Source organism: Neobacillus niacini, from assembly GCF_000759675.1.
In the GTDB taxonomy this organism is placed as follows: domain Bacteria; phylum Bacillota; class Bacilli; order Bacillales; family Cytobacillaceae; genus Neobacillus; species Neobacillus niacini_A.
Genome location: NZ_BAWM01000018.1, coordinates 34,311 through 57,995, shown reverse-complemented (window position 1 = coordinate 57,995; position 23,685 = coordinate 34,311). Strand labels below are relative to the sequence as shown.

Genomic DNA, 23,685 nt, shown 5'->3' with positions numbered 1-23,685 from the left:
GGGTGAAAAGAATGATAAGAGGAATAATTATAGGTGTTCTAGCAGTAGGTGTTGCGGGTACAGCCTACTGGGGTTATCAAGAACACCGGGAAAAAAATGCGATTTTGTTGAATGCTGAAAATAATTATCAACGTGCCTTTCATGATCTTACCTATGAAATGGATTTGCTTAACGATAAAATTGGAACAACTCTTGCAATGAATTCTAGGCATTCTTTGTCCCCTTCACTAGTAGAAGTTTGGCGACTAACCTCTGAAGCACATAGTGATGTTGGGCAACTGCCACTAACGTTGCTCCCATTTAATAAAACGGAGGAATTCTTGGCTCAAATTGGAAAGTTTAGTTATCAAACAGCAGTGAGAGATTTGGAAAAAGAACCTTTATCAGACGAGGAGTATGAAACTTTGAAGGTTTTATACAAGCAATCTGGTGATATTCAGAGTGAGCTGCGTAAAGTACAGCATATGGTATTGGAAAATAATCTGCGCTGGATGGACGTTGAACTCGCGTTGGCTTCAGGAAAAGAACAAACCGACAATACGATTATTGATGGGTTTAAAACAGTTGAAAAAACTGTATCAGGCTATGATGAAAGCGACTTTGGTCCTAGCTTTACGAACATGCAAATGAAGGATGAAAATTTCAAGAAAATTAAAGGAAAGACCATTTCTAAAAAAGAAGCCACTAGCATTGCGAAAAAATATATGAAATTTGATGGGACTGCAGAAGTAAAAGTAACAGAGAGTGGTAAAGGTTCAGATTATGGTTTTTATAGTGTATCAATAAGAAATAAGGATACTGGTCAAGAAGGCAGTATGGATATTACGAAAAAAGCAGGTTTTCCAATATGGTTTATTAATTACAGGGAAGTAAACGAGCAGAAAAATAGCTTAAATGATGCAAATCTAAAGGCTGCAGCTTTTCTAAAGGAAAATGGATATAAAAATCTAGAGTTGTTTGAAAGTACTCAATATGATAACACTGGAGTCTTTAATTTTGTCACCAATGAGAACAATATTAGAATTTATCCTGAGGCTATTAAAGTAGAAGTAGCTCTTGATAATGGAAATATCATTGGTTTCTCCGCAGAGGAGTATTTAAAATCATTAAATGAAACAAGAGAAATTGAAAAACCAGTGTTAACCAGCGAACAAGCCCGGGCAAAAGTAAATCCTAACTTTAAAGTCATGGAAGAGAGACAAGCGATTATCGTTAATGATTTAAATAAGGAAGTTTTGTGCTATGAATTCTTAGGAACCATCGAAAATGACACCTATAGAATCTTTATAAATGCAGTAGATGGTACCGAGGAGGAAGTAGAAAAGTTAAAGAATGCAGAAGAAGTTTACAACGAAGTTATTTAAGGTTTAAGAATAAAACCATACCATCACTCCAATAATAGTAGTAATTGGTAATTAGGAGTGATGGTATGAAAATTGTAGAAAGAATATTAATAAAGGTAATTATAATCCAATTTATGTTTCTTTTTTTAGCACAGCTATTTTTACATCAATTAGATATTTTTCCACAATTAGAGCAGTTAACAAAATATGAGGGTGTAAATGAGAATACATTTACTGAGATTCTACAAACCTTTAGTGATTAAAAAAGCAGGATGCCTGCTTTTTTTTTATGCTCGAAGTGGGAACAGTATATAAGAAAATCAATTATAAAAATGTTGAAAAAAAGAGGCATTCCGCTTTCTTATGGTAATATAGAATAAGGGTGTACGAGACGAACATGAATAACTTAGGAGGATCTATGGAAAAAAAAATATCAATCGCAATTGACGGACCTGCTGCAGCCGGCAAGAGTACAGTAGCAAAACTAGTGGCAGAAAAGTTATCCTACATATATATTGATACGGGTGCAATGTATCGTGCCTTAACTTTAAAAGCACTTCAAAACAACCTTAACTTAGAAGATGAAGATGCATTATTAGACACTCTATTATCAACAAAATTAGAACTATTCCCTTCACCAAAAGGTCAATTGGTTTTTCTTGATAATCAAGAAGTAACAGAAACGATTCGTTCATCAGAAGTAACAAATTCTGTTTCGATTGTAGCCAAGCATCAAAAGGTACGTGAAGAAATGGTTCGAATGCAGCAATCCTTTGCAGTAAATGGAGGGGTTGTAATGGATGGAAGGGATATAGGGACGCACGTACTTCCAAATGCGGAGGTTAAAGTTTTCTTACTGGCGAGTGTTGAAGAAAGAGCAGTTAGACGCCATACGGAAAATCTTCAAAAAGGATATCCTTCCAACTTAGATCAATTAAAGGAAGAAATTGCATGTCGTGATAAAATTGATTCTGAACGAGAATTTGCACCATTAAAAAAAGCAGATGATGCAATTGAAATTGATACAACATCCTTGGATATCCCTGAAGTAGTAGAAAAAATAATGGCTCTCGTGCACGAAAGGGTTGGATGAGTGTGACGTTTTATACGTTTGCCAGATCTGTTGTCGCTGGCGTTATTAATCCATGGTACAGAATAGAAATAATTGGATTAGAGCATTTCCCTAAAGATGGAGGGGTGCTCTTGTGCACCAATCATATTCATAATTTTGATCCATTAGTCGTTGGTATTACAGCTCCAAGACCTGTCCACTTTATGGCTAAGGAAGAAATATTCAAAGTTCCTGTTTTGGGTAATATCGTTAGAAAGTGTAATGCTTTCCCAGTAAAAAGAGGAATGGGAGACCGGGAAGCATTAAGAGCTGGATTAAAGGTATTAAAAGAAGGAAATGTTTTCGGGCTTTTTCCTGAAGGGACTAGAAGTAAAACGGGTGAAATCGGAAAAGGGCTTTCGGGAGCGGGTTTTTTCGCTCTAAGAACAGAAGCCAATGTGTTGCCTTGCGCCATTATTGGACCATACAAAAGTTTTGGTAAGTTAAAGGTGGTTTATGGAAAGCCGATTGCAATGGAAGAAATGAGAAGTAAGAAAGCCTCTGCTGAAGAGGTAACTGAATTAATTATGTCAGAAATCCATAAACTTATTAAAGAGCACCAATAGGTTCTGCTTGACAAAATCCGCTATTTGTAAGAAGTTAATAAAAAGAGCTTTTATTAGAATATTCTCTCGTTTTCATTTAGAAATTATATAATTTATTTAGTAGTAATAGGATTAAGGAGGAATACATATGTCGGAAGAAATGAACCAAGTAGAAGTTAAAAATTATACCATTGGTGATAAAGTCACTGGACATGTTACTAAGGTAGAAGAAAAACAGGTAATTGTTAATATTCAGGATAGTAAACATGATGGTATTATTCCAATAAGTGAGCTTTCTAGCCTTCATGTTGAAAAAGCCTCTGATGTTGTTTCCGAAGGCGATGAATTAGATTTAGAAGTATTAAAAGTAGAAGAAGACGTTCTTGTTCTATCAAAAAGAAAAGTAGACGCCCAAAAGGCATGGGTAAACCTAGAAAATCTTTTCAATAGCGGCGAAGTATTTGAAACAGAAGTAAAAGATGTAGTAAAGGGTGGTCTTGTCGTCGATCTTGGCGTTCGAGGCTTTGTCCCTGCTTCATTAGTAGAAGCTCATTTTGTCGAAGATTTTTCAGATTATAAAGGTAAAAATCTTACTTTTAAGATTGTTGAACTTGATAAAGAAAAAAATCGTCTAATTCTATCTCACCGTGCAGTAGTTGAAGAAGAAAAGGGAAAACATAAGAAAAATCTCCTTAGCACGATTACTCCTGGACAAGTTATTGATGGAACTGTACAAAGGATTACAGATTTTGGAGCATTTGTTGATATTGGCGGTATCGACGGTCTAGTCCATATTTCTCAATTATCATATCAACATATTGAAAAACCATCAGATGTAGTACAAGAGGGTCAAATAGTAAAAGTTAAGGTACTTAATGTGGATCGAGATAATGAAAGAATTTCTTTATCTATTAAAGAAACACAGCCAGGACCATGGTCTGGTATAGCTGAAAAAGCACCTAAGGGCAGCACGTTAACTGGGACAGTCAAAAGATTAGTTTCTTATGGTGCGTTTGTAGAGGTTTTTCCTGGTGTTGAAGGTCTGGTTCATATCTCACAAATTGCTCACAAGCATATTGGTACACCACATGAGGTATTGAAAGAAGGCCAAGAGGTTCAAGTGAAAGTGCTAGACGCTAACGAGCAAGAGCAAAGACTTTCATTAAGTATTAAAGATCTCCTTGAAAAAGAAGTTGAAGAAAACTTTGATTATGAACTTCCTGAAGAATCTAAAGGATTTCAGCTTGGCGAAATGATTGGCGATAAATTAAAGAATCTGGGAAAATAATGGTGATATTAAGTGTCTAGATCTGAGCGGAAATGGGATCATATTCGTTATGCCCTAGAAACTGGGCAAAAGCGATCAACAGCATTTGATGATGTTCAATTTATTCATCAAAGTTTACCAAACATTAATGTTTCAGATGTCACCTTTCACCAAAAAATTGGCGAACTTTCTTTAAGTTCGCCAATTTTTATCAATGCTATGACAGGTGGCGGTGGTGAGAAAACCTACAATCTTAACAAGCAGCTAGCTATGGTGGCAAAGGAAGCAGGGCTTGCCATGGCAGTCGGGTCACAAATGTCTGCACTGAAAGATAAATCTGAGAGTTTTACATATGAAGTAGTAAGAAGAGAATACCCATCTGGAGTGCTGATTGCCAATTTAGGGAGTGAAGCATCTCCTGATCAAGCAAAAATGGCTATTGATATGATTGAGGCAAATGCCTTACAGGTACATTTAAATGTAATCCAGGAGCTCACAATGCCCGAAGGAGACCGGGAATTTTCTGGTGCTCTAAAGAGAATAGAAGCAATTGTAAAAGCGGTAACCGTTCCCGTTATAGTGAAAGAAGTTGGATTTGGTATGGGTAAAGAAACCGTAGAGTCTCTTTCATCTGTAGGCGTTACTGCTGTGGACATCGGTGGTTTTGGGGGAACAAATTTTGCTGAAATTGAAAACAAGCGCAGTGATAAATCACAAGCGTTCTTTAATCAATGGGGAATACCTACAGCAATCTCGATTTCTGAAGCCTCACACGCTTTGGGACCAATCTCTATCATAGGGTCTGGCGGGGTTACCTCTAGTTATGAAATGGCTAAAGGAATAGCATTAGGAGCTAGTGCTATCGGGTTTGCTGGTTACTTTCTAAAAATCCTTTTTGAAAAGGGAATTGATTCACTATATGAAGAGATCACCTCACTTCATAATGAGTTAAAAATAATTATGACTGCTTTAGGTGCTAAATCTATCCAAGATTTACAAAGAGCTCCATTAATGATATCTGGACATATGCATCATTGGCTAACCCAAAGGGGAATCGATACAAAAACATACAGCATACGTACTATAAAATAAAGCTCCCGCAGCCAGCGGGAGCTTATTTTTTAACTATACTTATTATCGTTTAATCCTCTTGCTTCTTCAGGGCTTTGAAGTTTCGTTGCTCCAGGATAGTGTAACGCCTGGTCGCGATCTGATTCAACTTTTCTACTTGCTTTTAACTTTTTTTCTTGTCGATCCTTTCCCATTTCTCCACACCTCCTACTATTAACATGATTTTGTTGAGTAAAGATTATTCAGGGAAGTATGAAACTACATAAAGAATACCGATAATGGAAATAGTAGGAGGTGTGTGATAATGGAAGGTTCAATGTTTTATTGGATAATTTGGGTATTTTGGGTGTACATAACTTTTTTTATGAACAAGCAAAATCTTTATCGTACAAAATTAGCTGCGGGCATTTTAATGTTCATTATCTTTTCAAATGTGAATTTTATGTTTATGGGCTTCGAGTTTTATGCTAGTGGATTATTTATGCTGCTATTATCTTATATTATTTTTAGTAAGAAAAAGCTGGGATCATTGCTATATGCCTTTATTTGTTCATTTATTGTAACGATTTCATACGTTACCTTTAACTTATTTGTCATTTATGATCCCATTTGGGTAATTTTTCAAAAGGAATGGATGATGGCGATTTGCTTTAGCTGCTTAGCAATATTTTTACAAAATTCATTAAAAGACAGATTGTTGATTATTGTTAGCGGCACCATGCAAGGAGAGATGCTCTATGCTTATTACCTAAGTAAATTTGAGTTTTCCTATCCAATTGGGTCAATCGCTTATCTAGATGTGTCTTCATTAGTAGTCTTGCTGCTTGTCAGCTGGAGTATTCTTGAAAATGCGGGTACCATCTTTCAAAATCATTTTCACTTTTTGGAAAAAGGGAAGCAAAAATCATCTTAAATTATTCTTGTCTTGGGAGCTATCCAGCTTCAGGCGCCATCGGCTCTATGGTCTACAGCCAATCCGTCAAGAAGGTTGAAGAGCAACCTTCCTGCCGGCTCGTCTTCCGCTTGTCGCCGATAGGCGGGCGCCTTACGCTTTTAAACTTTACCATTGCAGGAAAGGATTCACATTGCTAAAATAATATGGTTAGACCCTTCTCCTGGAAAGAAGGGTTTCTTTATCATTAGTACGCAATTGCTTAATTATATAAATTGAGTTTCTCTGCTTTAACGATAAAAATAACAAAATATTGATAAATATATGGATGAAAGGATGGCGATTATAATGGTAAAACCTGTTATAGCCATTGTAGGGCGACCAAATGTCGGGAAATCGACTATTTTTAACAGAATTGTTGGAGAGAGAATTTCCATCGTTGAGGATATCCCAGGAGTAACGCGAGATCGAATTTACAGCTCAGGGGAATGGTTAACACATGATTTTAATGTAATTGATACGGGTGGTATTGATATCGGGGATGAACCATTTCTCGAGCAAATTCGTCAGCAGGCTGAAATAGCTATAGACGAAGCCGATGTTATCATTTTTTTAACAAATGGCAGAGAAGGAGTAACTGCTGCAGACGAAGAGGTAGCAAAGATATTATATAAATCAAAAAAACCTATTGTATTAGCTGTTAACAAAATTGATAATCCTGAAATGCGTGAACAAATTTATGATTTTTATGCCCTAGGATTTGGCGAACCTATACCAGTATCAGGTTCTCATGGTCTCGGATTGGGTGACTTGCTGGATGAGGCAGCAAAACATTTTCCAAAGAATAAGGGACAAGATTATGACGCGGATGTCATTAAATTTTCTTTAATAGGCCGACCAAATGTTGGGAAGTCATCATTAGTGAATGCAATTTTGGGAGAAGACCGTGTCATTGTCAGTGATATTGCTGGAACAACAAGAGATGCTGTCGATTCTCCTTATACGTATAATGGCGATAAGTATGTCATTATTGATACTGCTGGAATGCGGAAAAAAGGAAAAGTGTATGAGAGTACAGAAAAATATAGTGTACTCCGTGCCCTAAGGGCAATAGAACGGTCAGATGTTGTTTTAGTTGTCATTAATGCAGAAGAAGGAATCATAGAACAGGATAAGAAAATTGCCGGTTATGCACATGAAGCTGGCAGGGCAATTGTTATTGTGGTCAACAAATGGGATGCGGTTGAAAAAGATGAAAAAACAATGAAGGAACTTGAACAAAAGATTAGAGAACATTTTCTCTTCCTAAGCTATGCTCCGATTGTTTTCTTATCTGCAAAGACTAAAAAACGTATTCATACTCTACTGCCAATGATCAATACTGCAAGCGAAAACCATGCAATGCGCGTCGAAACAAGCGTTTTAAATGATATAATAATGGATGCGGTAGCCATGAATCCAACACCAACGGATAAAGGTCGTCGATTAAAGATTTATTACACTACACAGGTAGCTGTAAAACCGCCAACCTTTGTTGTCTTTGTAAACGAACCAGAATTACTGCATTTCTCTTATGAGCGCTTCTTAGAAAACCGAATCAGGGACGCTTTTGGATTCGAGGGAACCCCGATAAAAATTTACGCAAGAGAAAGAAAATAATTTTATGGTGGGAGTGATCTAAATGCAGGAAAATAAAGAAGCTGTAGCCGTTATTGGTGCTGGGAGCTGGGGGACTGCCCTTGCGATGGTCCTTGCAGACAATGAACATGAAGTCCGATTGTGGAGCCATAATGAATCCCAAGTTCAAGAAATTAATCAATTTCATACAAATAAAAAATATTTACCAGAAATAAATCTACCTGAGTTAATTGTCGGTTATGCTTCATTAAGTGATACTTTAGCAGGAATCAAAACGGTTATATTAGCGGTACCGACGAAAGCAATTCGGGAAGTAATTAGGAAAATATGTATTGTTCAAAACACACCTTTGACCATTGCGCATGTTAGTAAAGGAATTGAGCCAGATTCCCTTTTGAGAATTTCCGAACTGATAAAAGAGGAAATGCCAAGTGAACTTTTAAAAGCAGTTGTAGTCCTCTCAGGTCCAAGCCATGCCGAGGAAGTTAGCATGAGACACCCAACAACCGTAACTGTTTCGTCTGAGGATATGGGAGCTGCAGAAGAAATACAAGATTTGTTTATTAACCATAATTTTCGGGTGTATACGAATCAAGATGTTATTGGAGTTGAAATCGGCGGAGCATTAAAGAATATCATTGCTTTGGCTGCCGGAATAACAGACGGGCTGGGGTATGGTGATAATGCAAAAGCTGCATTAATAACCAGAGGATTAGCAGAAATAGCTCGACTTGGTACAAAAATGGGGGCAAACCCTTTAACCTTTTCTGGATTAACGGGAATTGGGGACTTAATTGTAACTTGTACAAGCGTCCATTCAAGGAACTGGAGAGCTGGAAATCTACTTGGTAAAGGAAAAAATCTTGATGAGGTTCTCGATAATATGGGAATGGTTGTAGAGGGAGTAAGGACAACGAAAGCAGCCTATCAGCTAGCTAAGAAGTATAATGTCAGCATGCCGATCACATTTGCCCTCTATGATGTATTATTTAATGGGAAAAATGCAAAAGACGCTGTTGATGTATTAATGGCACGCGGTAAAACTCATGAAATGGAAGACTTAGTGAATATTCTCGATGAAAGAAACCTCGAAGATTAAAAATTGTGCATTTTTCATTGAAAAATAGGCATTCATTGAGTGCGCATCCCCTCATGATTGCATACAATGCAAGCGAAGCACACGTGAAGTATGAACCTAATAAATGGGTTGTTTAGTCACTAAGACTGAAGTAAGGAATTCGCCCCTCTTTACTTCAGTTTTTTTGTTGTGGTGGTGTTGATTTGTGCTCCACTAAGGAAAGCTTCTTTGAATAATCACCGCACGAAGGAAATGCGATAGCATTTTCGAGGATCTCGTGCCTTCCGCACAAATCAAAAAGTTATATAAACAAGAATTCCTTTTTCACAGCTCTGTTGTAAAAAAACAAAAATTTTTATGAAAACACCTTCCTTATGTTATAATAGCTTTCGGAATAAGGGGGGTGTCATTTTGTCACCAGGTATGCTGAAAATGTGGATATCCATTGCAGGAATGGGACTTATGTTCCTTGCTATTATTACAATTTATCTGAGTCGTTATAAGTTAACAGGCGTGCTAAAGTTTTTAACTGCGGTTATTGCTTACATTTTTTTAATCATTTCGGGAATCACGTTGTTTATTGTCCTTTTTACATAATACAGAAAAAATAGGTGATTGTATGAATTGGAAAGTCGTTGGAGCATTACTAGTTCTAACTTTGTTTTTATCAGGATGTATGTATCCATCTGAAAAGTTAGCGGAAAATCAAATCCCATATACAGACCAAATCGAAGCGGTTCAACAAGCAGTGAATTCCTTTAAGGAGGATAATGGCGGAATCTTACCGATAAAAACAAGAGATGCAGTGACTCCTATCTACCAAAAGTATCCAATTGAATTCAAGAAAATTGCTCCTAAATATATTGCTGAGCCGCCAGGGAATGCGTTTGAAAGTGGCGGGATCTTCCAATATGTTCTTGTAGATGTTGAAACCAACCCAACCGTAAAACTATTAGACTTAAGAATGGCTGATACGATTCGTGATATTAATATTAGAATTAAATCCAATGGCTACCCGCCATATAAAGAAAAACTTGCTGATAATGTGTATACCATTGATTTTAATGAATTGGGGTATAAGCAGGAGCCATTCGCCGTTAGTCCATTTACTAATCAAAATCTTCCGTTTGTGGTAACGACAGACGCTGAAGTCTATGTCGATTACCGGCAAGATTTATTTCAGGAACTTAAAAAAACGGACAAGAAGATAAAACCAGGTGAGGATATTCGTAATATTCTTGTGGAAGATTCAATGTTTGTCCCTGCCTATTCTATACCGTATACAGTGGATCCTGAGACTAATGAACCAGTTTTTTTAAAGCAATAAGAATATCAAATAGTCATAACCCTTCTCCTGTGAAATATATTGTAGGAGAAGGGTTTTTTTTTGGTCAAAAAAGATCTCTGTTACTTTACCTTAAAACCCTCATTCGATCAACTGTTCAGACACAAAAGATACTAGCATATTCAAGGAATATTTATTAAGGGGGTAAAAAATTTTTTAAAAAACTGTCATAACAATATAGGACAACGTCATAAATATATATTGTCCAAAAATATCTTGATGGATAATATTATCCCACTTTACTCTATGATCGGGAGGGGATCACTTGGAAAAGGTTGATATTTTCAAAGATATTGCCGAAAGAACCGGCGGTGATATTTATTTAGGAGTAGTAGGTGCTGTTAGAACAGGAAAATCCACATTTATTAAAAAATTTATGGAGCTTGTGGTTTTACCGAATATAGACAATGAAGCAGAGAGATCTAGAACAGTGGATGAGCTTCCTCAAAGTGCTGCAGGAAAAACAATCATGACAACTGAGCCCAAGTTCGTTCCTAATCAAGCTGCTACTGTCCATGTTGACGAAGGACTTAATGTTAATATTAGACTGGTTGATTGTGTCGGTTACACCGTTCCAGGTGCTAAAGGGTATGAGGACGAAAATGGTCCTAGGATGATTACTACTCCATGGTATGAAGAGCCGATTCCATTCCATGAAGCAGCTGAAATTGGAACAAGAAAAGTCATTCAGGAGCATTCTACGATTGGTGTAGTGGTGACTACTGACGGCACAATTGGTGAAATCCCAAGAAGTAATTACATTGAAGCTGAGGAACGAGTGATTAACGAGCTGAAGGAAGTTGGCAAACCGTTTATTATGGTCGTCAATAGCGCTCAGCCATATCACCCGAGCACAGAAACACTTCGATCTAGCTTAGCAGAAAAGTATGACATTCCTGTACTAGCGATGAGTGTTGAAAGCATGCGTGACAGTGATGTACTTAATGTTCTCAGAGAGGCACTATATGAGTTTCCAGTTCTTGAGGTTAATGTTAATCTCCCTAGCTGGGTAATGGTATTGCGAGAGAATCACTGGCTGCGTGAAAGTTACCAAGAAGCAGTTAAAGAAACGGTTAAAGATATCAAGAGATTAAGAGATGTTGATAGGGTCGTGCAGCAATTTAGCGACTTTGACTACATTGAGAGAGCTGGATTAGCCGGAATTGAAATGGGTCAAGGTGTTGCAGAAATCGACTTATTTGCTCCAGATGAACTTTATGATGATATATTAAAAGAAATCGTCGGAGTTGAAATCAGAGGAAAGGATCATCTCCTTGAGCTAATGCAGGATTTTGCTCATGCAAAAGCGGAATATGATCATATTTCAGACGCGTTAAGAATGGTGAAGCAGACAGGTTACGGTATTGCCTCACCGTCACTATCAGATATGAGCCTGGAAGAGCCAGAGATTATCCGTCAAGGTGCAAGGTTCGGAGTAAGACTGCGAGCAGTAGCTCCATCGATTCATATGATTAAGGTCGATGTTGAATCTGAATTCGCTCCAATTATCGGGACTGAAAAGCAAAGTGAAGAGTTGGTCCGCTACTTAATGCAGGACTTTGAGGATGATCCACTATCCATCTGGAATTCTGATATTTTTGGACGCTCGTTAAGTTCAATCGTTAGGGAAGGTATCCAAGCGAAGCTATCCTTGATGCCAGAGAATGCGAGATATAAACTAAAAGAAACATTAGAGAGAATTATTAACGAAGGTTCAGGCGGTTTGATTGCAATAATTCTTTAATCTGCGGAGACTCCAATTTGGAGTCTTTTTTCTTATTTTACAAAATCCAACGTCCAAAATAGTGGAATTTAGTAGAAATTTGTAGAAATGAAGAAAAGATTACCATTATTTAATGAAATATTCTTGATTAGCGTAAATGATTGTGATAATCTTTTAACAGACTCACGTTATGGTGCTTAAAACCTTTATATAATAGGGTTTTTTATTAAAAAAGTAGATTAAAATATCAAAAGCTGTAATTTTTGTTTACTTTGCCAATAAAACCGCGCTATGACGTATAGAAATATGAAAAATTGTTTAGAAATGTAGATAAGTAATCTTATTTACGATTCTTAACTTAAATTATTGGGAGGAGGTGAATAGCATGAACAAGACAGAACTAATTAACGCAGTTGCAGAAGCAAGCGAGCTTTCTAAAAAAGACGCTACAAAAGCAGTTGATGCTGTTTTTGATTCAATTTTAGATGCTTTAAAAAATGGTGATAAAGTCCAATTAATCGGTTTTGGTAACTTTGAAGTACGTGAACGTGCAGCACGTAAAGGTCGTAATCCTCAAACTGGTGAGGAAATCGAAATTGGTGCAAGCAAAGTTCCTGCTTTCAAACCAGGTAAAGCACTTAAAGATGCAGTAAAATAATTACATAAATTTATTGCTTCGGCAAAAAGGTCATGGTAAATCCCATGACCTTTTTTCTATGCTCATGTAATTTTGAACATCACATTTATTGTGCTAATATGTATTTGTCATATATACTTGTTAGATATATAGTAGGGGGAATATGCATGTCAGAAGTGAATCGTACCCAAATTGAAGAGGCGGTACGTTTAATATTAACAGCGATTGGTGAAGATCCCAGCAGAGAAGGTCTTCTTGATACACCGAAACGAGTAGCGAAAATGTATGAAGAAGTGTTTAGTGGTCTGAATGAAGATCCGAAAAAACATTTCGAAACCATTTTCAGTGAAGACCATGAAGAATTAGTTCTGGTAAAAGATATCCCTTTCTATTCCATGTGTGAACATCATCTTGTACCTTTCTTTGGAAAAGCACATGTAGCATATATTCCTAAAAATGGACGGGTAACGGGATTAAGCAAATTAGCTAGGGCGGTGGAGGCTGTTGCCAAAAGACCCCAGCTACAGGAGAGAATTACCTCTACCATTGCTGATAGTATGATGGAAAAATTAGATCCACATGGAGTAATGGTTGTTGTCGAGGCAGAACATATGTGTATGACAATGCGTGGGGTAAAAAAACCAGGGTCAAAGACAGTAACAACTGCAGTACGAGGCAATCTTGCAAGTGATACCATTGCTCGTTCTGAAATACTATCGTTAATTAGATATTAGTGGGGTGATACTATGGAAAAACGAAAACCACAAAGTAGTGACTTTGTTGTGATAAAAGCAACTGATGATGGCGTTAATGTTATCGGATTGACGCGAGGGACGGATACAAAATTTCATCATTCTGAAAAGCTTGATAAAGGGGAAGTATTAATCGCTCAGTTCACAGAACATACTTCAGCCATAAAGATTAGGGGAAATGCAAAAATAATGACACATTTTGGTGAAATTGAAAGCGAAATGAAAAAATAATGAAAGATATGTTTTTTTATTAGCTGTAATTACTTTTTAGTCATTCTTATTTCCTAACGGTGGAAATGTATTTATTTTGTGAATTTCTGCCCATACATACGCTTTTATGATATAATTGTCACTGCCTTGTTTACACAAAAGGATCGTAATAAATATATTAATTCGGGGAAGCAAGGGTGATTAAATTGCCAGACATTCGACAAAAGTTTATAGACATTAAGGAGCAAGTTGAGCAAAAAGTATGTCATCCTTACTTGCTAAAATATATTGAGACGCCTGTAATTGATGAAGATAAACTGCTTATTCTCGTGTCCATTATGGATCGACTCGAATTGTCTTACAATGAGATAAAAAATTACGCGATGACAACAATGCTTATCCAAATTGCCCTTGATACCCATGAGCATATATCTAACGCTGCTGTTGATGAGATAAATAGACAATTAACGGTCCTAGCTGGGGATTATTATAGCGGCTTGTATTATAAACTTTTGGCAGATTCTGAAGACATCAACATGATAAAAGAACTCTCCAAAGGAATAAAAGAGGTTAATGAACATAAAGTTTCCGTTTATCAAAAGGAACTTGAGGGCATTGAAAATCTAATGACAAGTATAAAGAAAATTGAAAGCTCTTTACTTGTGAAATTCTCTGAATGTTTTAAAGTTGACTTATGGAATGACTTTATTGCCAATTTATTCTTTTTCAAGCGTTTGCTTATGGAAAAGAGGCTTTTTATAGAAGCTGGAAGCAGCTTCGTTTTCGAATCTATCAAAGAAATTACCATTCCAAATAAAAATCTTTCAATAAAAAATCTATCAGATAAACAGCAGAGAGATTTGCTTGTGATTTGTGATCGTTACCTTGAGTCTTCAAAACAATTCCTATTAAAAGGAATAAGTCAGCTACCATATTTAAATGATATGCTTGAAGCTAGAATTACTTCGATCATTAATGAACATCAACCAATTGCGAAAACTTTAGTGGAAGAAGGGTAAGCATATGCAGCAATCTAAGGAACAACGAGTTCATAAGGTCTTTGAGAAAATATCCGATAACTACGATAAAATGAACTCGGTTATTAGTTTTCAGCAGCACATCAAATGGCGTAAGGATACCATGAAAAGGATGAATGTCAAGCCAGGTTCGAAAGCGCTAGATGTATGTTGTGGAACAGGGGACTGGACGATTGCTCTAGCTGAAGCGGTTGGTCCTTCCGGTGAAGTTACTGGATTGGACTTTAGTCAAAATATGCTAAATGTTGGGATTGACAAGGTAAAAAGTCTTGGTCTAAAACAAGTTAACTTAATTCATGGAAATGCCATGGAACTACCTTTCCCTGATAATAGCTTTGATTATGTAACCATCGGATTTGGTTTACGAAATGTACCTGATTACCTTCAAGTACTAAAAGAAATGAATCGCGTTTTAAAGCCAGGAGGTATTGCTGTTTGCCTTGAAACCTCCCAGCCTACCTTAATTGGTTATAAACAGCTATATTATTTTTATTTCAAATTTATCATGCCGTTATTTGGTAAGTTATTTGCTAAGAGCTATAATGAATATTCTTGGCTCCATGAATCAGCCCGTAATTTCCCAGGTATGAAAGAATTAGCGCGAATGTTTGAGACTGCCGGCTTTAAAGATGTATATTATAAACCATATAGTGGTGGAGCTGCAGCGGTTCATTTTGGTTATAAAAAGTAAGTTTTTAATAGACATGCAAACAGGACGAAAAGCTGGTGAATACAAATGAAATTAAAGATGATGTATTCATTTTTGAATTCAGATATTAATACGATCGAAAAAAAATTAGAAGAGACAATTCAGGCGGATTCTCTTCTTTTGAAACGGGCTTCTTTGCATACCTTGCAGGCGGGAGGGAAAAGAATTCGGCCTGTTTTTGTTTTATTGGCTGGAAAGTTTGGCCGGTACGATATTAATGTAATGAAAAACATTGCCGTTGCTCTTGAACTTATTCATATGGCTTCACTTGTTCATGATGATGTAATCGACGATGCGGATTTACGAAGAGGTCAACCTACAGTAAAAGCCAAATGGGACAACAAGACTGCAATGTATACGGGCGACTTTATCTTTGCTCTTTCTCTTGAATTGATGAGTGAAATTAAAAAGCCCTTAGCTCATAAGATATTAGCGAATACCATTGTTGAAGTAACGGTTGGTGAAATCCAACAAATAAGAGATAAGTATCGTTTTGATCAAAATCTCAGGGATTATTTACGAAGAATTAAAAGGAAGACTGCATTACTAATCTCTGCAAGTTGTCAGTTGGGTGCTATTGCTGCAGATGTAGAAGAGTCCATTCATAAGAAACTGTACTTATTTGGTTATTATGTAGGTATGGCATTTCAAATTACAGATGATATCTTGGATTTTACCTCCTCTGAAGAGGAGCTTGGTAAGCCTGCAGGCAGTGATTTACTTCAGGGAAATATTACAGCTCCGGCTCTCTATGCAATGGAAAATAAAAAAATTCGGACAGAAATTGAAAAGGTTCACCATGATTTCGATCCAGCTCAAATTCAAAATATTATCACCCTTATTAAAGAGTCCGGTGCAATTGACAAGTCCATTGCATTAAGCGATATGTACTTAGATAAGGCGCTGGCTGTGCTAGAAGAGCTTCCTGCCAATAAAGCCAAAAAGACACTGCGTGATATAGCAAAATTTATTGGGCGGCGAAAATATTAAGGAAAGAGAGTAAAACAAATGTTTTCACTCTTTTTTTTTTTTATTTCTGATAAATTGAAGGCGCTTTCGACTTGCGAAATATTCGAAAAAATGATAACATCTTCATGGATTGTCCCACTATGGCAATTATTATACATACTATATTTAGGAGTGGAATTCATGGAAAAAACATTTTTAATGGTGAAGCCTGATGGTGTACAGCGTAATTTAATCGGAGAAATCATTGCTCGATTTGAAAAAAAAGGCTTCCAATTAGTAGGCGCTAAATTAATGAGCATTCCGACTGAACTTGCCGAGGAGCACTATGGTGAGCACAAAGAACGTCCATTCTTTGGTGAATTAGTGGATTTCATTACATCTGGTCCTGTTTTTGCTATGGTTTGGCAAGGTGAAAATGTTATTGCTACTGCGCGTCAAATGATGGGCTCAACAAATCCTAAAGATGCAGCCCCAGGTACGATCCGTGGCGAATTTGGCTTAACTGTTGGGAAAAATGTTATTCACGGTTCAGATTCACCAGCAAGTGCAGATCGTGAAATTGGATTGTTTTTTAAAGATGGTGGAGTTGTAGAGTACTCTAAACTAGTTAACGAATGGATTTACTAATTTAGATTTAAAAAGGCACCTGTATATCATATACAGGTGCCTTTTTTGTATGCGTATTCATCCGATAATAAAAATATTTCAGAAACAAATAGTGTACAAATGGGTGAACTGTTATTATCATTAAATAAATAATCATCAATCTATTTATGCTATTTTCAGATAATTGTACTAGGTTTATTAGTCTGATTATGGTATATTGATAAAAATCCTTTAATGAGTTGAAGGGGGAAAGTGTAATGGGAATGAGATATTTAACAGCTGGAGAATCACACGGTCCACAATTAACGACAATTTTAGAAGGACTCCCAGCAGGAATGCCATTATTAGCTGAAGATATAAATACTGAGCTTGCAAGGCGGCAACAGGGATACGGTCGCGGTAGAAGAATGCAAATAGAAAAAGATACTGTTGATATCACATCTGGAGTTCGACATGGACAAACACTTGGAGCTCCGATTGCTCTAGTAGTAAAGAACAATGATTGGAAGCATTGGACGAAAGTTATGGGAGCCGACCCATTATTAGAGGGACAAGAGGATGAAGTAAAACGTAAAATAACTCGTCCAAGACCTGGACATGCAGATTTAAATGGGGCAATAAAATACGGGCATCGAGACATGAGAAATGTTCTTGAGCGTTCATCTGCACGAGAAACTACTGTTAGAGTAGCAGCCGGTGCAGTTGCTAAGAAACTATTGTCATTAGTTGGCGTTACACTCGTTTCTCATGTTGTTGAAATTGGTGGTATTAAGGCGAACTCCAACGTAAATTTATCAATGGATGAGTTAAAAGAAAGAACAGAGCTTTCACCTGTACGCTGTGCTGACCCTGATGTAGAACAGGAAATGATGAATGCAATTGACAATGCTAAGAAGAATGGTGATTCTATCGGTGGAGTTGTCGAAGTGATTGCGTCTGGAATGCCTGCTGGGGTAGGCAGCTATGTTCAGTATGATCGAAAATTAGATGCAAAGCTGGCAGCAGCTATTGTGAGTATCAATGCATTTAAAGGAGTAGAGTTTGGCTTGGGCTTTGAAGCTGCAAGAAAGCCTGGAAGTGAAGTACATGATGAGATTGTTTGGGATCAAGAAAATGGCTATACTCGAAAGACCAATCGTCTAGGCGGTTTTGAAGGCGGTATGACTACGGGGATGCCAATTGTCGTACGCGGAGTTATGAAGCCAATTCCAACGCTATATAAGCCGCTCATGAGTGTTGATATCGATTCAAAGGAGCCATTTTCGGCTAGTGTTGAGCGTTCAGACAGCTGTGCTGTTCCTGCGGCCGCAGTCGTTGCAGAAAGTGTTGTCGCATGGGAACTTGCTAATTCTCTTATTGAACAATTTTATAGTGACCGGTTCGATACATTTGCTGCTGAAATTAAACGTCAACGTGAATACGCGAGGGAATTTTAATGGATACCATTCAAATTCAAACGAGCTCCAAAAGCTATGATGTGTTTGTTGGTGAAGGGGTAATAAGTGAAATCAGCACTTTTTTATCCAATCATTTTACAAATCTGACTAGAATATTAATTATTACAGATGAAACAGTTGGAAAAATTCATCTTGATAAATTAGTACCGCTTTTATCGACATGGGATCCAGTCATTTTTACAGCTCCAAGTGGTGAAAAAGCAAAAACGTTCGAGGTATTCTATGACGCCTTATCCATTGCGTTAGAAAACCGCCTTGATCGAAAATCTGTCATCCTCGCATTGGGCGGTGGCGCAGTAGGGGACTTATCCGGTTTTGTTGCAGCATCATTTATGAGAGGAATACCATTTATCCAAGTTCCAACAACCATCCTCGCACATGATAGTGCAGTTGGAGGTAAAGTGGCAATTAATCATCCTCTAGGAAAAAATATGATTGGGGCTTTCCATCAGCCTGAGGCGGTCTTTTATGACCTTGAACTACTCAATACACTACCTGAGCAAGAAATTCGTTCTGGTTTTGCAGAGGTTATTAAACATGCACTTATTTACGATGCTAACTTTTATCAATGGTTAAAAACAGATATTCGTCATCTTGATTCCTTAACTTCTGACCAATTATTTGAATCACTTACAAAAGGGATAAAAATAAAAAATGAATTTGTGTCAAAGGATGAAAAGGAGACGGGAATTCGTGCTTACTTAAACTTTGGACATACACTAGGCCATGCAATTGAATCGGAAATGGGTTATGGTAATTTTACTCATGGTGAAGCAGTAATGATTGGAATGGTTTTTGCTTTAAAGCTAAGTAATGAGGTATTAGGATTATCCTTTAAATCGGATGAATTTACTGCTTGGGTTCAAGGTCTTGGGTATCAAACTGAGATACCAGGTCATCTATCAGCTGAGCGTCTGCTGTCAAAAATGAAGCAGGATAAGAAATCAGCTGGTGGATCAGTTAGATTTGTCTTATTAGAGCAAATTGGGAAACCGACACTTCAGGAGCTTTCGGATGAATTTTTATTAGGTCAGCTCAAGAATTTTTAAAAACAAGGGGGGCTTTTCATGATTAGAGGGGTGAGGGGAGCAATCACCGTAGATTGCAATACCGAAGAAGCGATCACATCAGCAACAGAAGAGCTTTTGAAACAGATGATTGAGGAAAACACGATTCATCCTGAGCAGGTAGCTTCTGTTTTTATTTCAACAACGGAAGACCTAAATGCTGTTTTCCCAGCAAGAGCACTGCGTAAATTTGCGGGTTGGACCTATGTACCTGTAATGTGTATGCGGGAACTGCCAGTTCCGAACTCTTTACAAATGTGCGTTCGAATTATGCTTCATGTTAATACAGCAGTACCACAGGAAGAAATAGTTCATGTTTATTTAGGAGGGGCAACGGTATTACGACCTGATTTAGGCAATACCTTGGCTAAATAGACAGCGATAAATATATCATTTTAAGGATGGAGTGGAGATAAATGAGATGGAAAAAGCAGTTATTAACACTGACTCCATATCAGCCAGGAAAATCAATTGAGTCAGTTAAGAAACAATATAATTTAGAACAGATTGTAAAGCTTGCATCAAATGAAAATCCATTTGGTTGTTCTAATAAAGTTCTTTCTGCATTACAAAGTAATCAACCAGGCTTTGCTATTTACCCAGATGGATATATGACCAGCCTAAGGGATTCAGTAGCTTCTTTTTTGAAGGTAAACCAAGATGAGCTAATTTTTGGGAATGGGTCAGATAATATAATTCAAATCATTTCAAGGTCTTTACTGCATCCAGGTGTCAATACAGTAATGGCGACCCCATCCTTTTCTCAATATAAACATAATGCTGTGATTGAAGGAGCAGTGATAAGGGAAATTCCTTTACTTGATGGTGAACATGATTTAGAGAAAATGTATGCAGCCATTGATGATAATACCAATGTTGTCTGGGTTTGCAGTCCTAATAATCCGACAGGTACATACGTCTCGAAAAATAAATTAATTACATTTTTAGATAAAGTTCCTGCACATGTTTTAGTAGTGTTGGATGAAGCGTATTTTGAATACGTATTTGCAGATGATTACTATGATTCAATTGAATTAACTAGAACTTATCCGAATTTAATTGTGTTACGAACCTTTTCAAAAATATATGGTCTTGCCTCACTAAGAGTAGGATATGGTGTTGCAAACAGGTCGATTATTCAAGCGTTGGAACCTGCAAGAGAACCTTTTAATGTTAATTCATTTGGACAGGTGGCAGCTAAAGCTGCACTTGAGGACCAAGAGTTTGTCCAACAGTGCAAAGAGAAAAACAGACAAGGTTTGAATCAATTTTACGATTTCTGCAAACAACAAGAATTAAACTATTATCCTTCTCAAACTAATTTTGTTTTAATAGATATCAATGCCGATGCTGATAAAGGGTTTCAATTTCTATTAGAAAAAGGCTATATCGTTAGATCTGGGAAAGCTTTAGGATTTCCTTCTTCATTAAGAATTACAGTTGGCTCTGCTGAGCAAAATGAAGGTGTGCTAAAAGCATTAGGTGAATTTCTGACTGAACAAAAAACAGCTCAGCTCAGTGGAAACTAGGAGGACTACCAATGAAAGGCCGAGTTTTTGTTATTGGGCTTGGGTTAATTGGCGGTTCTTTAGCTTTATGTATTAAGAAAGAACATAAAGACGCTATCATAATTGGCTATGATATACATCAAGAACAAGCTAGACTTGGAAAAATGCTAGGTGTTATTGATGAAGTGGCTGATCATATAGCAGAAGGTGCTAAAACCGCAGATTTAATTATTATTTCCGCACCAGTAATCGAAACAGAAGCGATTATTCATTTATTATCAGAGCAATCGTTAAAACCAGAAGTAATCATTACTGACACCGGAAGTACAAAAAGCAAAATTGTTGCCAATGCTGCAAGCTTAAATAAAAAAGGATACACCTTTATCGGAGGTCATCCGATGGCTGGCTCCCATAAAAGTGGTGTGTCAGCTGCTAAAGAAATACTTTTTGAGAATGCCTTTTACCTGCTAACTCCAGAGGATCATATTGAAAGCTCAAAAGTTGAAATGTTAAAAGCCTGGCTCAAAGGTACAAATGCAAAATTCTTAAGTGTTACACCTGATACCCATGATTATTTAACGGGAATTGTTAGTCATTTCCCTCATATCATTGCGGCATCAATTGTCCGCCAAACGGAAAGGTTAGCGGAAGAAGAAAGCCTTATTCCACGTTTAGCAGCAGGCGGGTTTAGGGATATTACTAGGATTGCTTCTAGCAGCCCTGAAATGTGGAAAGATATATTACTGCATAATCGCGAGGTTTTGATAGACTTGATCGATAAATGGAAGGAAGAAATGGATTGGGTGAAGTTGTTACTTGAGCAGGAAAATAGTGGAGAAATTTTTCACTATTTTCAACAGGCTAAGCAATTTCGCGATGGTCTGCCGTTAAGAGAAAAAGGCGCAATTCCTGCATTTTACGATCTATATGTTGATGTTCCAGATTATCCGGGTGTCATTTCTGAGATTACTGGATATTTAGCGAAAGAAAATATTAGTATTACAAACATTCGCATTTTAGAAACTCGAGAAGACGAGATTTACGGAGTTTTAGTTATTAGTTTTCAAACAGAAGAGGACCGCGAGCGGGCGGAAAAGTGTATTCATACCTGCTCAAGCTACGCTACCTCGATTGGAATATAATTTGATCTGAATATAGGTGATGAAATGGAATTAATAGCATTACAGCCAACTACGAATGGTTTAAAGGGTGTTATTGAAATACCTGGGGATAAATCAATTTCACATCGTTCTGTTATGTTTGGTTCAATTGCCCAAGGTGTAACAAGGGTAACGAATTTCCTGCCAGGCGATGATTGTTTAAGTACTATTTCCTGCTTCCGAAAGCTAGGTGTCGTAATTGAAGAAAATGAAAAGGGTCTAACGATTTATGGGAATGGATTTGATGGTTTAAAAGAACCTAATGATCTACTGGACGTTGGTAACTCGGGAACGACTATTCGACTATTATTAGGAATTTTAGCGGGAAGACCATTTTTCTCATCACTTATAGGTGACCATTCGATTGGAAAAAGACCGATGACAAGGGTGACGGAGCCGTTAAGAACGATGGGTGCAAAAATCGACGGCAGAAAGAATGGAGAGTTTACTCCACTTAGTATTCGTGGTGGACAGTTAAATCCGATTCACTATAATATGCCTGTTGCAAGTGCCCAGGTAAAATCAGCGCTGATCCTTGCTGGTCTTCAGGCTGAGGGAGAAACGACCATAATCGAAAAAGCTGAGTCGCGCGATCATACTGAGAGAATGATTCGCAAATTCGGTGGTGAAGTCGGGAAGGATAACCGTACGATTACGGTAAAAGGAGGTCAAAAGCTAATTGCTTCTGATATTCTAGTTCCTGGAGATATTTCTTCAGCAGCGTTTTTCCTTGTAGCTGGTGCGATTGTTCCCGATAGTGAAATTCTCTTAAAGAATGTGGGTCTAAATCCGACTAGAACGGGTATCATTGAAATTATGAATCAAATGGGTGCAAATTTAAAGATTCATAACAATGATGAAGATGCCTTTGAACCAGCTGGTGATATTACGATTAAAACATCAAGTCTTAAAGGAACTGTCATTGCGGGTGATGTTATTCCAAGACTAATTGATGAAATCCCAATCATTGCTTTGTTAGCAACACAAGCTGAAGGGACAACAATTATTAAAGACGCTGCTGAGTTAAAAGTCAAAGAAACAAACCGAATAGATACGGTTGTACAAGAATTAACAAAACTAGGCGCTTCAATTGAAGCTACAGACGATGGAATGATTATTCAAGGTGGAACTCCACTTACAGGTGGAATTGTTTCCAGTCATGGTGACCATAGAATCGGGATGATGCTCGCAATCGCGTCACTGCTATGTAAGGACCAGGTTGAGCTCGAAGATCCAGAAGCCATTTCAGTGTCTTATCCAAATTTCTTCAGTCATTTAGATAGTCTTAAAAAATAGGTTTTGAAAAATTTCTTTGTTGATATATTATGAATGGAATCGGTCACCAATATGGGCTATTGGTGACCTAATTTTGTTTGGAATAGAGAAAGTGGTAACCAATGAGTGCTATAGGTGACCGAAATCTGGTTGGAATAGAGAAAGTGGTAACCAATGTAGTCTATAGGTGACCGAAATCTGGTTGGAATAGAGAAAGTGGTAACCAATAAGGGCTATAGGTGACCGAAATCTGGTTGGAATAGAGAAAGTGGTAACCAATGAGGA

The 23,685-nt window shown here is 37.3% G+C and carries 26 protein-coding genes; 25 read left to right on the top strand and 1 reads right to left on the bottom strand.

The annotated features are described in order from the left end of the window. Window positions 1-11: 11 nt before the first annotated feature. The 6 genes from ypeB (at window position 12) to fni (ending at window position 5,358) form a co-directional block, all read left to right on the top strand. Window positions 12-1,364 (top strand): germination protein YpeB, encoded by a 1,353-nt coding sequence (gene ypeB, locus TR08_RS08425; protein WP_045517357.1) that lies wholly within the window; start codon window positions 12-14, stop codon window positions 1,362-1,364. Between the two features lie 65 nt (window positions 1,365-1,429). Beyond that, the gene (locus tag TR08_RS32450; RefSeq protein ID WP_045517355.1) at window positions 1,430-1,606 is read left to right on the top strand and encodes a YpfB family protein; all 177 of its coding nucleotides are present in this window, start codon (window positions 1,430-1,432) and stop codon (window positions 1,604-1,606) included. 155 nt (window positions 1,607-1,761) lie between these two features. Continuing rightward, entirely contained in the window at window positions 1,762-2,436 is a 675-nt protein-coding gene (cmk, locus tag TR08_RS08415; RefSeq protein WP_045517354.1) for a (d)CMP kinase, read from the top strand. A gap of 2 nt (window positions 2,437-2,438) precedes the next feature. After that, window positions 2,439-3,020 (top strand): lysophospholipid acyltransferase family protein, encoded by a 582-nt coding sequence (locus TR08_RS08410; protein ID WP_045517352.1) that lies wholly within the window; start codon window positions 2,439-2,441, stop codon window positions 3,018-3,020. A 127-nt stretch (window positions 3,021-3,147) separates the two neighbouring features. Next, on the top strand, window positions 3,148-4,287 hold the full coding sequence (rpsA, locus tag TR08_RS08405) for a 30S ribosomal protein S1 (RefSeq protein ID WP_045517350.1): 1,140 nt from the start codon (window positions 3,148-3,150) through the stop codon (window positions 4,285-4,287). A gap of 12 nt (window positions 4,288-4,299) precedes the next feature. After that, the gene (gene fni / locus TR08_RS08400) at window positions 4,300-5,358 is read left to right on the top strand and encodes a type 2 isopentenyl-diphosphate Delta-isomerase (RefSeq protein WP_045517349.1); all 1,059 of its coding nucleotides are present in this window, start codon (window positions 4,300-4,302) and stop codon (window positions 5,356-5,358) included. 29 nt (window positions 5,359-5,387) lie between these two features. On the opposite strand, the gene TR08_RS30870 is transcribed toward fni, so the two are convergent. Next, window positions 5,388-5,531, bottom strand: coding sequence for a YpzI family protein (locus TR08_RS30870; RefSeq protein ID WP_081954403.1), 144 nt, complete (start codon window positions 5,529-5,531; stop codon window positions 5,388-5,390). 110 nt (window positions 5,532-5,641) lie between these two features. Between TR08_RS30870 and TR08_RS08395 the strand changes: the two genes are divergently transcribed. From TR08_RS08395 to aroA, 19 genes are all read left to right on the top strand, one after another. Beyond that, the gene (locus tag TR08_RS08395) at window positions 5,642-6,250 is read left to right on the top strand and encodes a YphA family membrane protein (RefSeq protein ID WP_045517347.1); all 609 of its coding nucleotides are present in this window, start codon (window positions 5,642-5,644) and stop codon (window positions 6,248-6,250) included. A gap of 327 nt (window positions 6,251-6,577) precedes the next feature. Further along, complete coding sequence (der, locus tag TR08_RS08390; protein ID WP_045517345.1) at window positions 6,578-7,888, top strand: ribosome biogenesis GTPase Der; 1,311 nt, start codon at window positions 6,578-6,580, stop codon at window positions 7,886-7,888. A gap of 22 nt (window positions 7,889-7,910) precedes the next feature. Further along, a complete protein-coding gene (locus tag TR08_RS08385) occupies window positions 7,911-8,966 on the top strand; it encodes an NAD(P)H-dependent glycerol-3-phosphate dehydrogenase (protein WP_045517343.1) in 1,056 nt (351 codons plus the stop codon). 390 nt (window positions 8,967-9,356) lie between these two features. Further along, complete coding sequence (locus tag TR08_RS08380; RefSeq protein WP_045517341.1) at window positions 9,357-9,542, top strand: DUF2768 domain-containing protein; 186 nt, start codon at window positions 9,357-9,359, stop codon at window positions 9,540-9,542. A 22-nt stretch (window positions 9,543-9,564) separates the two neighbouring features. After that, a complete protein-coding gene (locus TR08_RS08375; protein WP_045517339.1) occupies window positions 9,565-10,272 on the top strand; it encodes a hypothetical protein in 708 nt (235 codons plus the stop codon). Window positions 10,273-10,555: 283 nt separating this feature from the next. Then, window positions 10,556-12,034 carry a stage IV sporulation protein A gene (gene spoIVA / locus TR08_RS08370; protein WP_045517337.1) on the top strand — a complete coding sequence of 493 codons (1,479 nt, stop codon included), beginning with the start codon at window positions 10,556-10,558 and terminating at the stop codon, window positions 12,032-12,034. A 364-nt stretch (window positions 12,035-12,398) separates the two neighbouring features. Beyond that, on the top strand, window positions 12,399-12,671 hold the full coding sequence (gene hbs, locus TR08_RS08365; RefSeq protein WP_034676225.1) for a non-specific DNA-binding protein Hbs: 273 nt from the start codon (window positions 12,399-12,401) through the stop codon (window positions 12,669-12,671). Between the two features lie 146 nt (window positions 12,672-12,817). After that, on the top strand, window positions 12,818-13,384 hold the full coding sequence (gene folE, locus TR08_RS08360; protein ID WP_045517334.1) for a GTP cyclohydrolase I FolE: 567 nt from the start codon (window positions 12,818-12,820) through the stop codon (window positions 13,382-13,384). A 12-nt stretch (window positions 13,385-13,396) separates the two neighbouring features. Next, window positions 13,397-13,633 (top strand): trp RNA-binding attenuation protein MtrB, encoded by a 237-nt coding sequence (gene mtrB / locus TR08_RS08355; RefSeq protein WP_045517332.1) that lies wholly within the window; start codon window positions 13,397-13,399, stop codon window positions 13,631-13,633. Window positions 13,634-13,809: 176 nt separating this feature from the next. Beyond that, window positions 13,810-14,631, top strand: a complete 822-nt coding sequence (locus TR08_RS08350; RefSeq protein ID WP_045517331.1) for a heptaprenyl diphosphate synthase component 1 — start codon at window positions 13,810-13,812, stop codon at window positions 14,629-14,631. A gap of 4 nt (window positions 14,632-14,635) precedes the next feature. Then, on the top strand, window positions 14,636-15,340 hold the full coding sequence (locus tag TR08_RS08345; protein ID WP_045517330.1) for a demethylmenaquinone methyltransferase: 705 nt from the start codon (window positions 14,636-14,638) through the stop codon (window positions 15,338-15,340). A gap of 45 nt (window positions 15,341-15,385) precedes the next feature. Next, entirely contained in the window at window positions 15,386-16,348 is a 963-nt protein-coding gene (gene hepT, locus TR08_RS08340; RefSeq protein WP_045517329.1) for a heptaprenyl diphosphate synthase component II, read from the top strand. Window positions 16,349-16,507: 159 nt separating this feature from the next. Continuing rightward, on the top strand, window positions 16,508-16,954 hold the full coding sequence (ndk, locus tag TR08_RS08335) for a nucleoside-diphosphate kinase (RefSeq protein WP_045517328.1): 447 nt from the start codon (window positions 16,508-16,510) through the stop codon (window positions 16,952-16,954). A 242-nt stretch (window positions 16,955-17,196) separates the two neighbouring features. Then, a complete protein-coding gene (aroC, locus tag TR08_RS08330) occupies window positions 17,197-18,369 on the top strand; it encodes a chorismate synthase (protein ID WP_045517851.1) in 1,173 nt (390 codons plus the stop codon). Next, window positions 18,369-19,439 carry a 3-dehydroquinate synthase gene (aroB, locus tag TR08_RS08325; RefSeq protein ID WP_045517327.1) on the top strand — a complete coding sequence of 357 codons (1,071 nt, stop codon included), beginning with the start codon at window positions 18,369-18,371 and terminating at the stop codon, window positions 19,437-19,439. The genes aroC and aroB overlap by 1 nt, the downstream gene beginning before the upstream one ends. An 18-nt stretch (window positions 19,440-19,457) precedes the next feature. Further along, on the top strand, window positions 19,458-19,832 hold the full coding sequence (aroH, locus tag TR08_RS08320; RefSeq protein WP_045517326.1) for a chorismate mutase: 375 nt from the start codon (window positions 19,458-19,460) through the stop codon (window positions 19,830-19,832). 41 nt (window positions 19,833-19,873) lie between these two features. After that, a complete protein-coding gene (gene hisC / locus TR08_RS08315; RefSeq protein ID WP_045517325.1) occupies window positions 19,874-20,986 on the top strand; it encodes a histidinol-phosphate transaminase in 1,113 nt (370 codons plus the stop codon). An 11-nt stretch (window positions 20,987-20,997) separates the two neighbouring features. Beyond that, window positions 20,998-22,107: a prephenate dehydrogenase gene (locus TR08_RS08310; protein ID WP_045517324.1), complete on the top strand. Its 1,110-nt coding sequence runs from the start codon at window positions 20,998-21,000 to the stop codon at window positions 22,105-22,107. Between the two features lie 24 nt (window positions 22,108-22,131). After that, window positions 22,132-23,421: a 3-phosphoshikimate 1-carboxyvinyltransferase gene (gene aroA, locus TR08_RS08305; protein ID WP_045517323.1), complete on the top strand. Its 1,290-nt coding sequence runs from the start codon at window positions 22,132-22,134 to the stop codon at window positions 23,419-23,421. Window positions 23,422-23,685 lie beyond the last annotated feature (264 nt).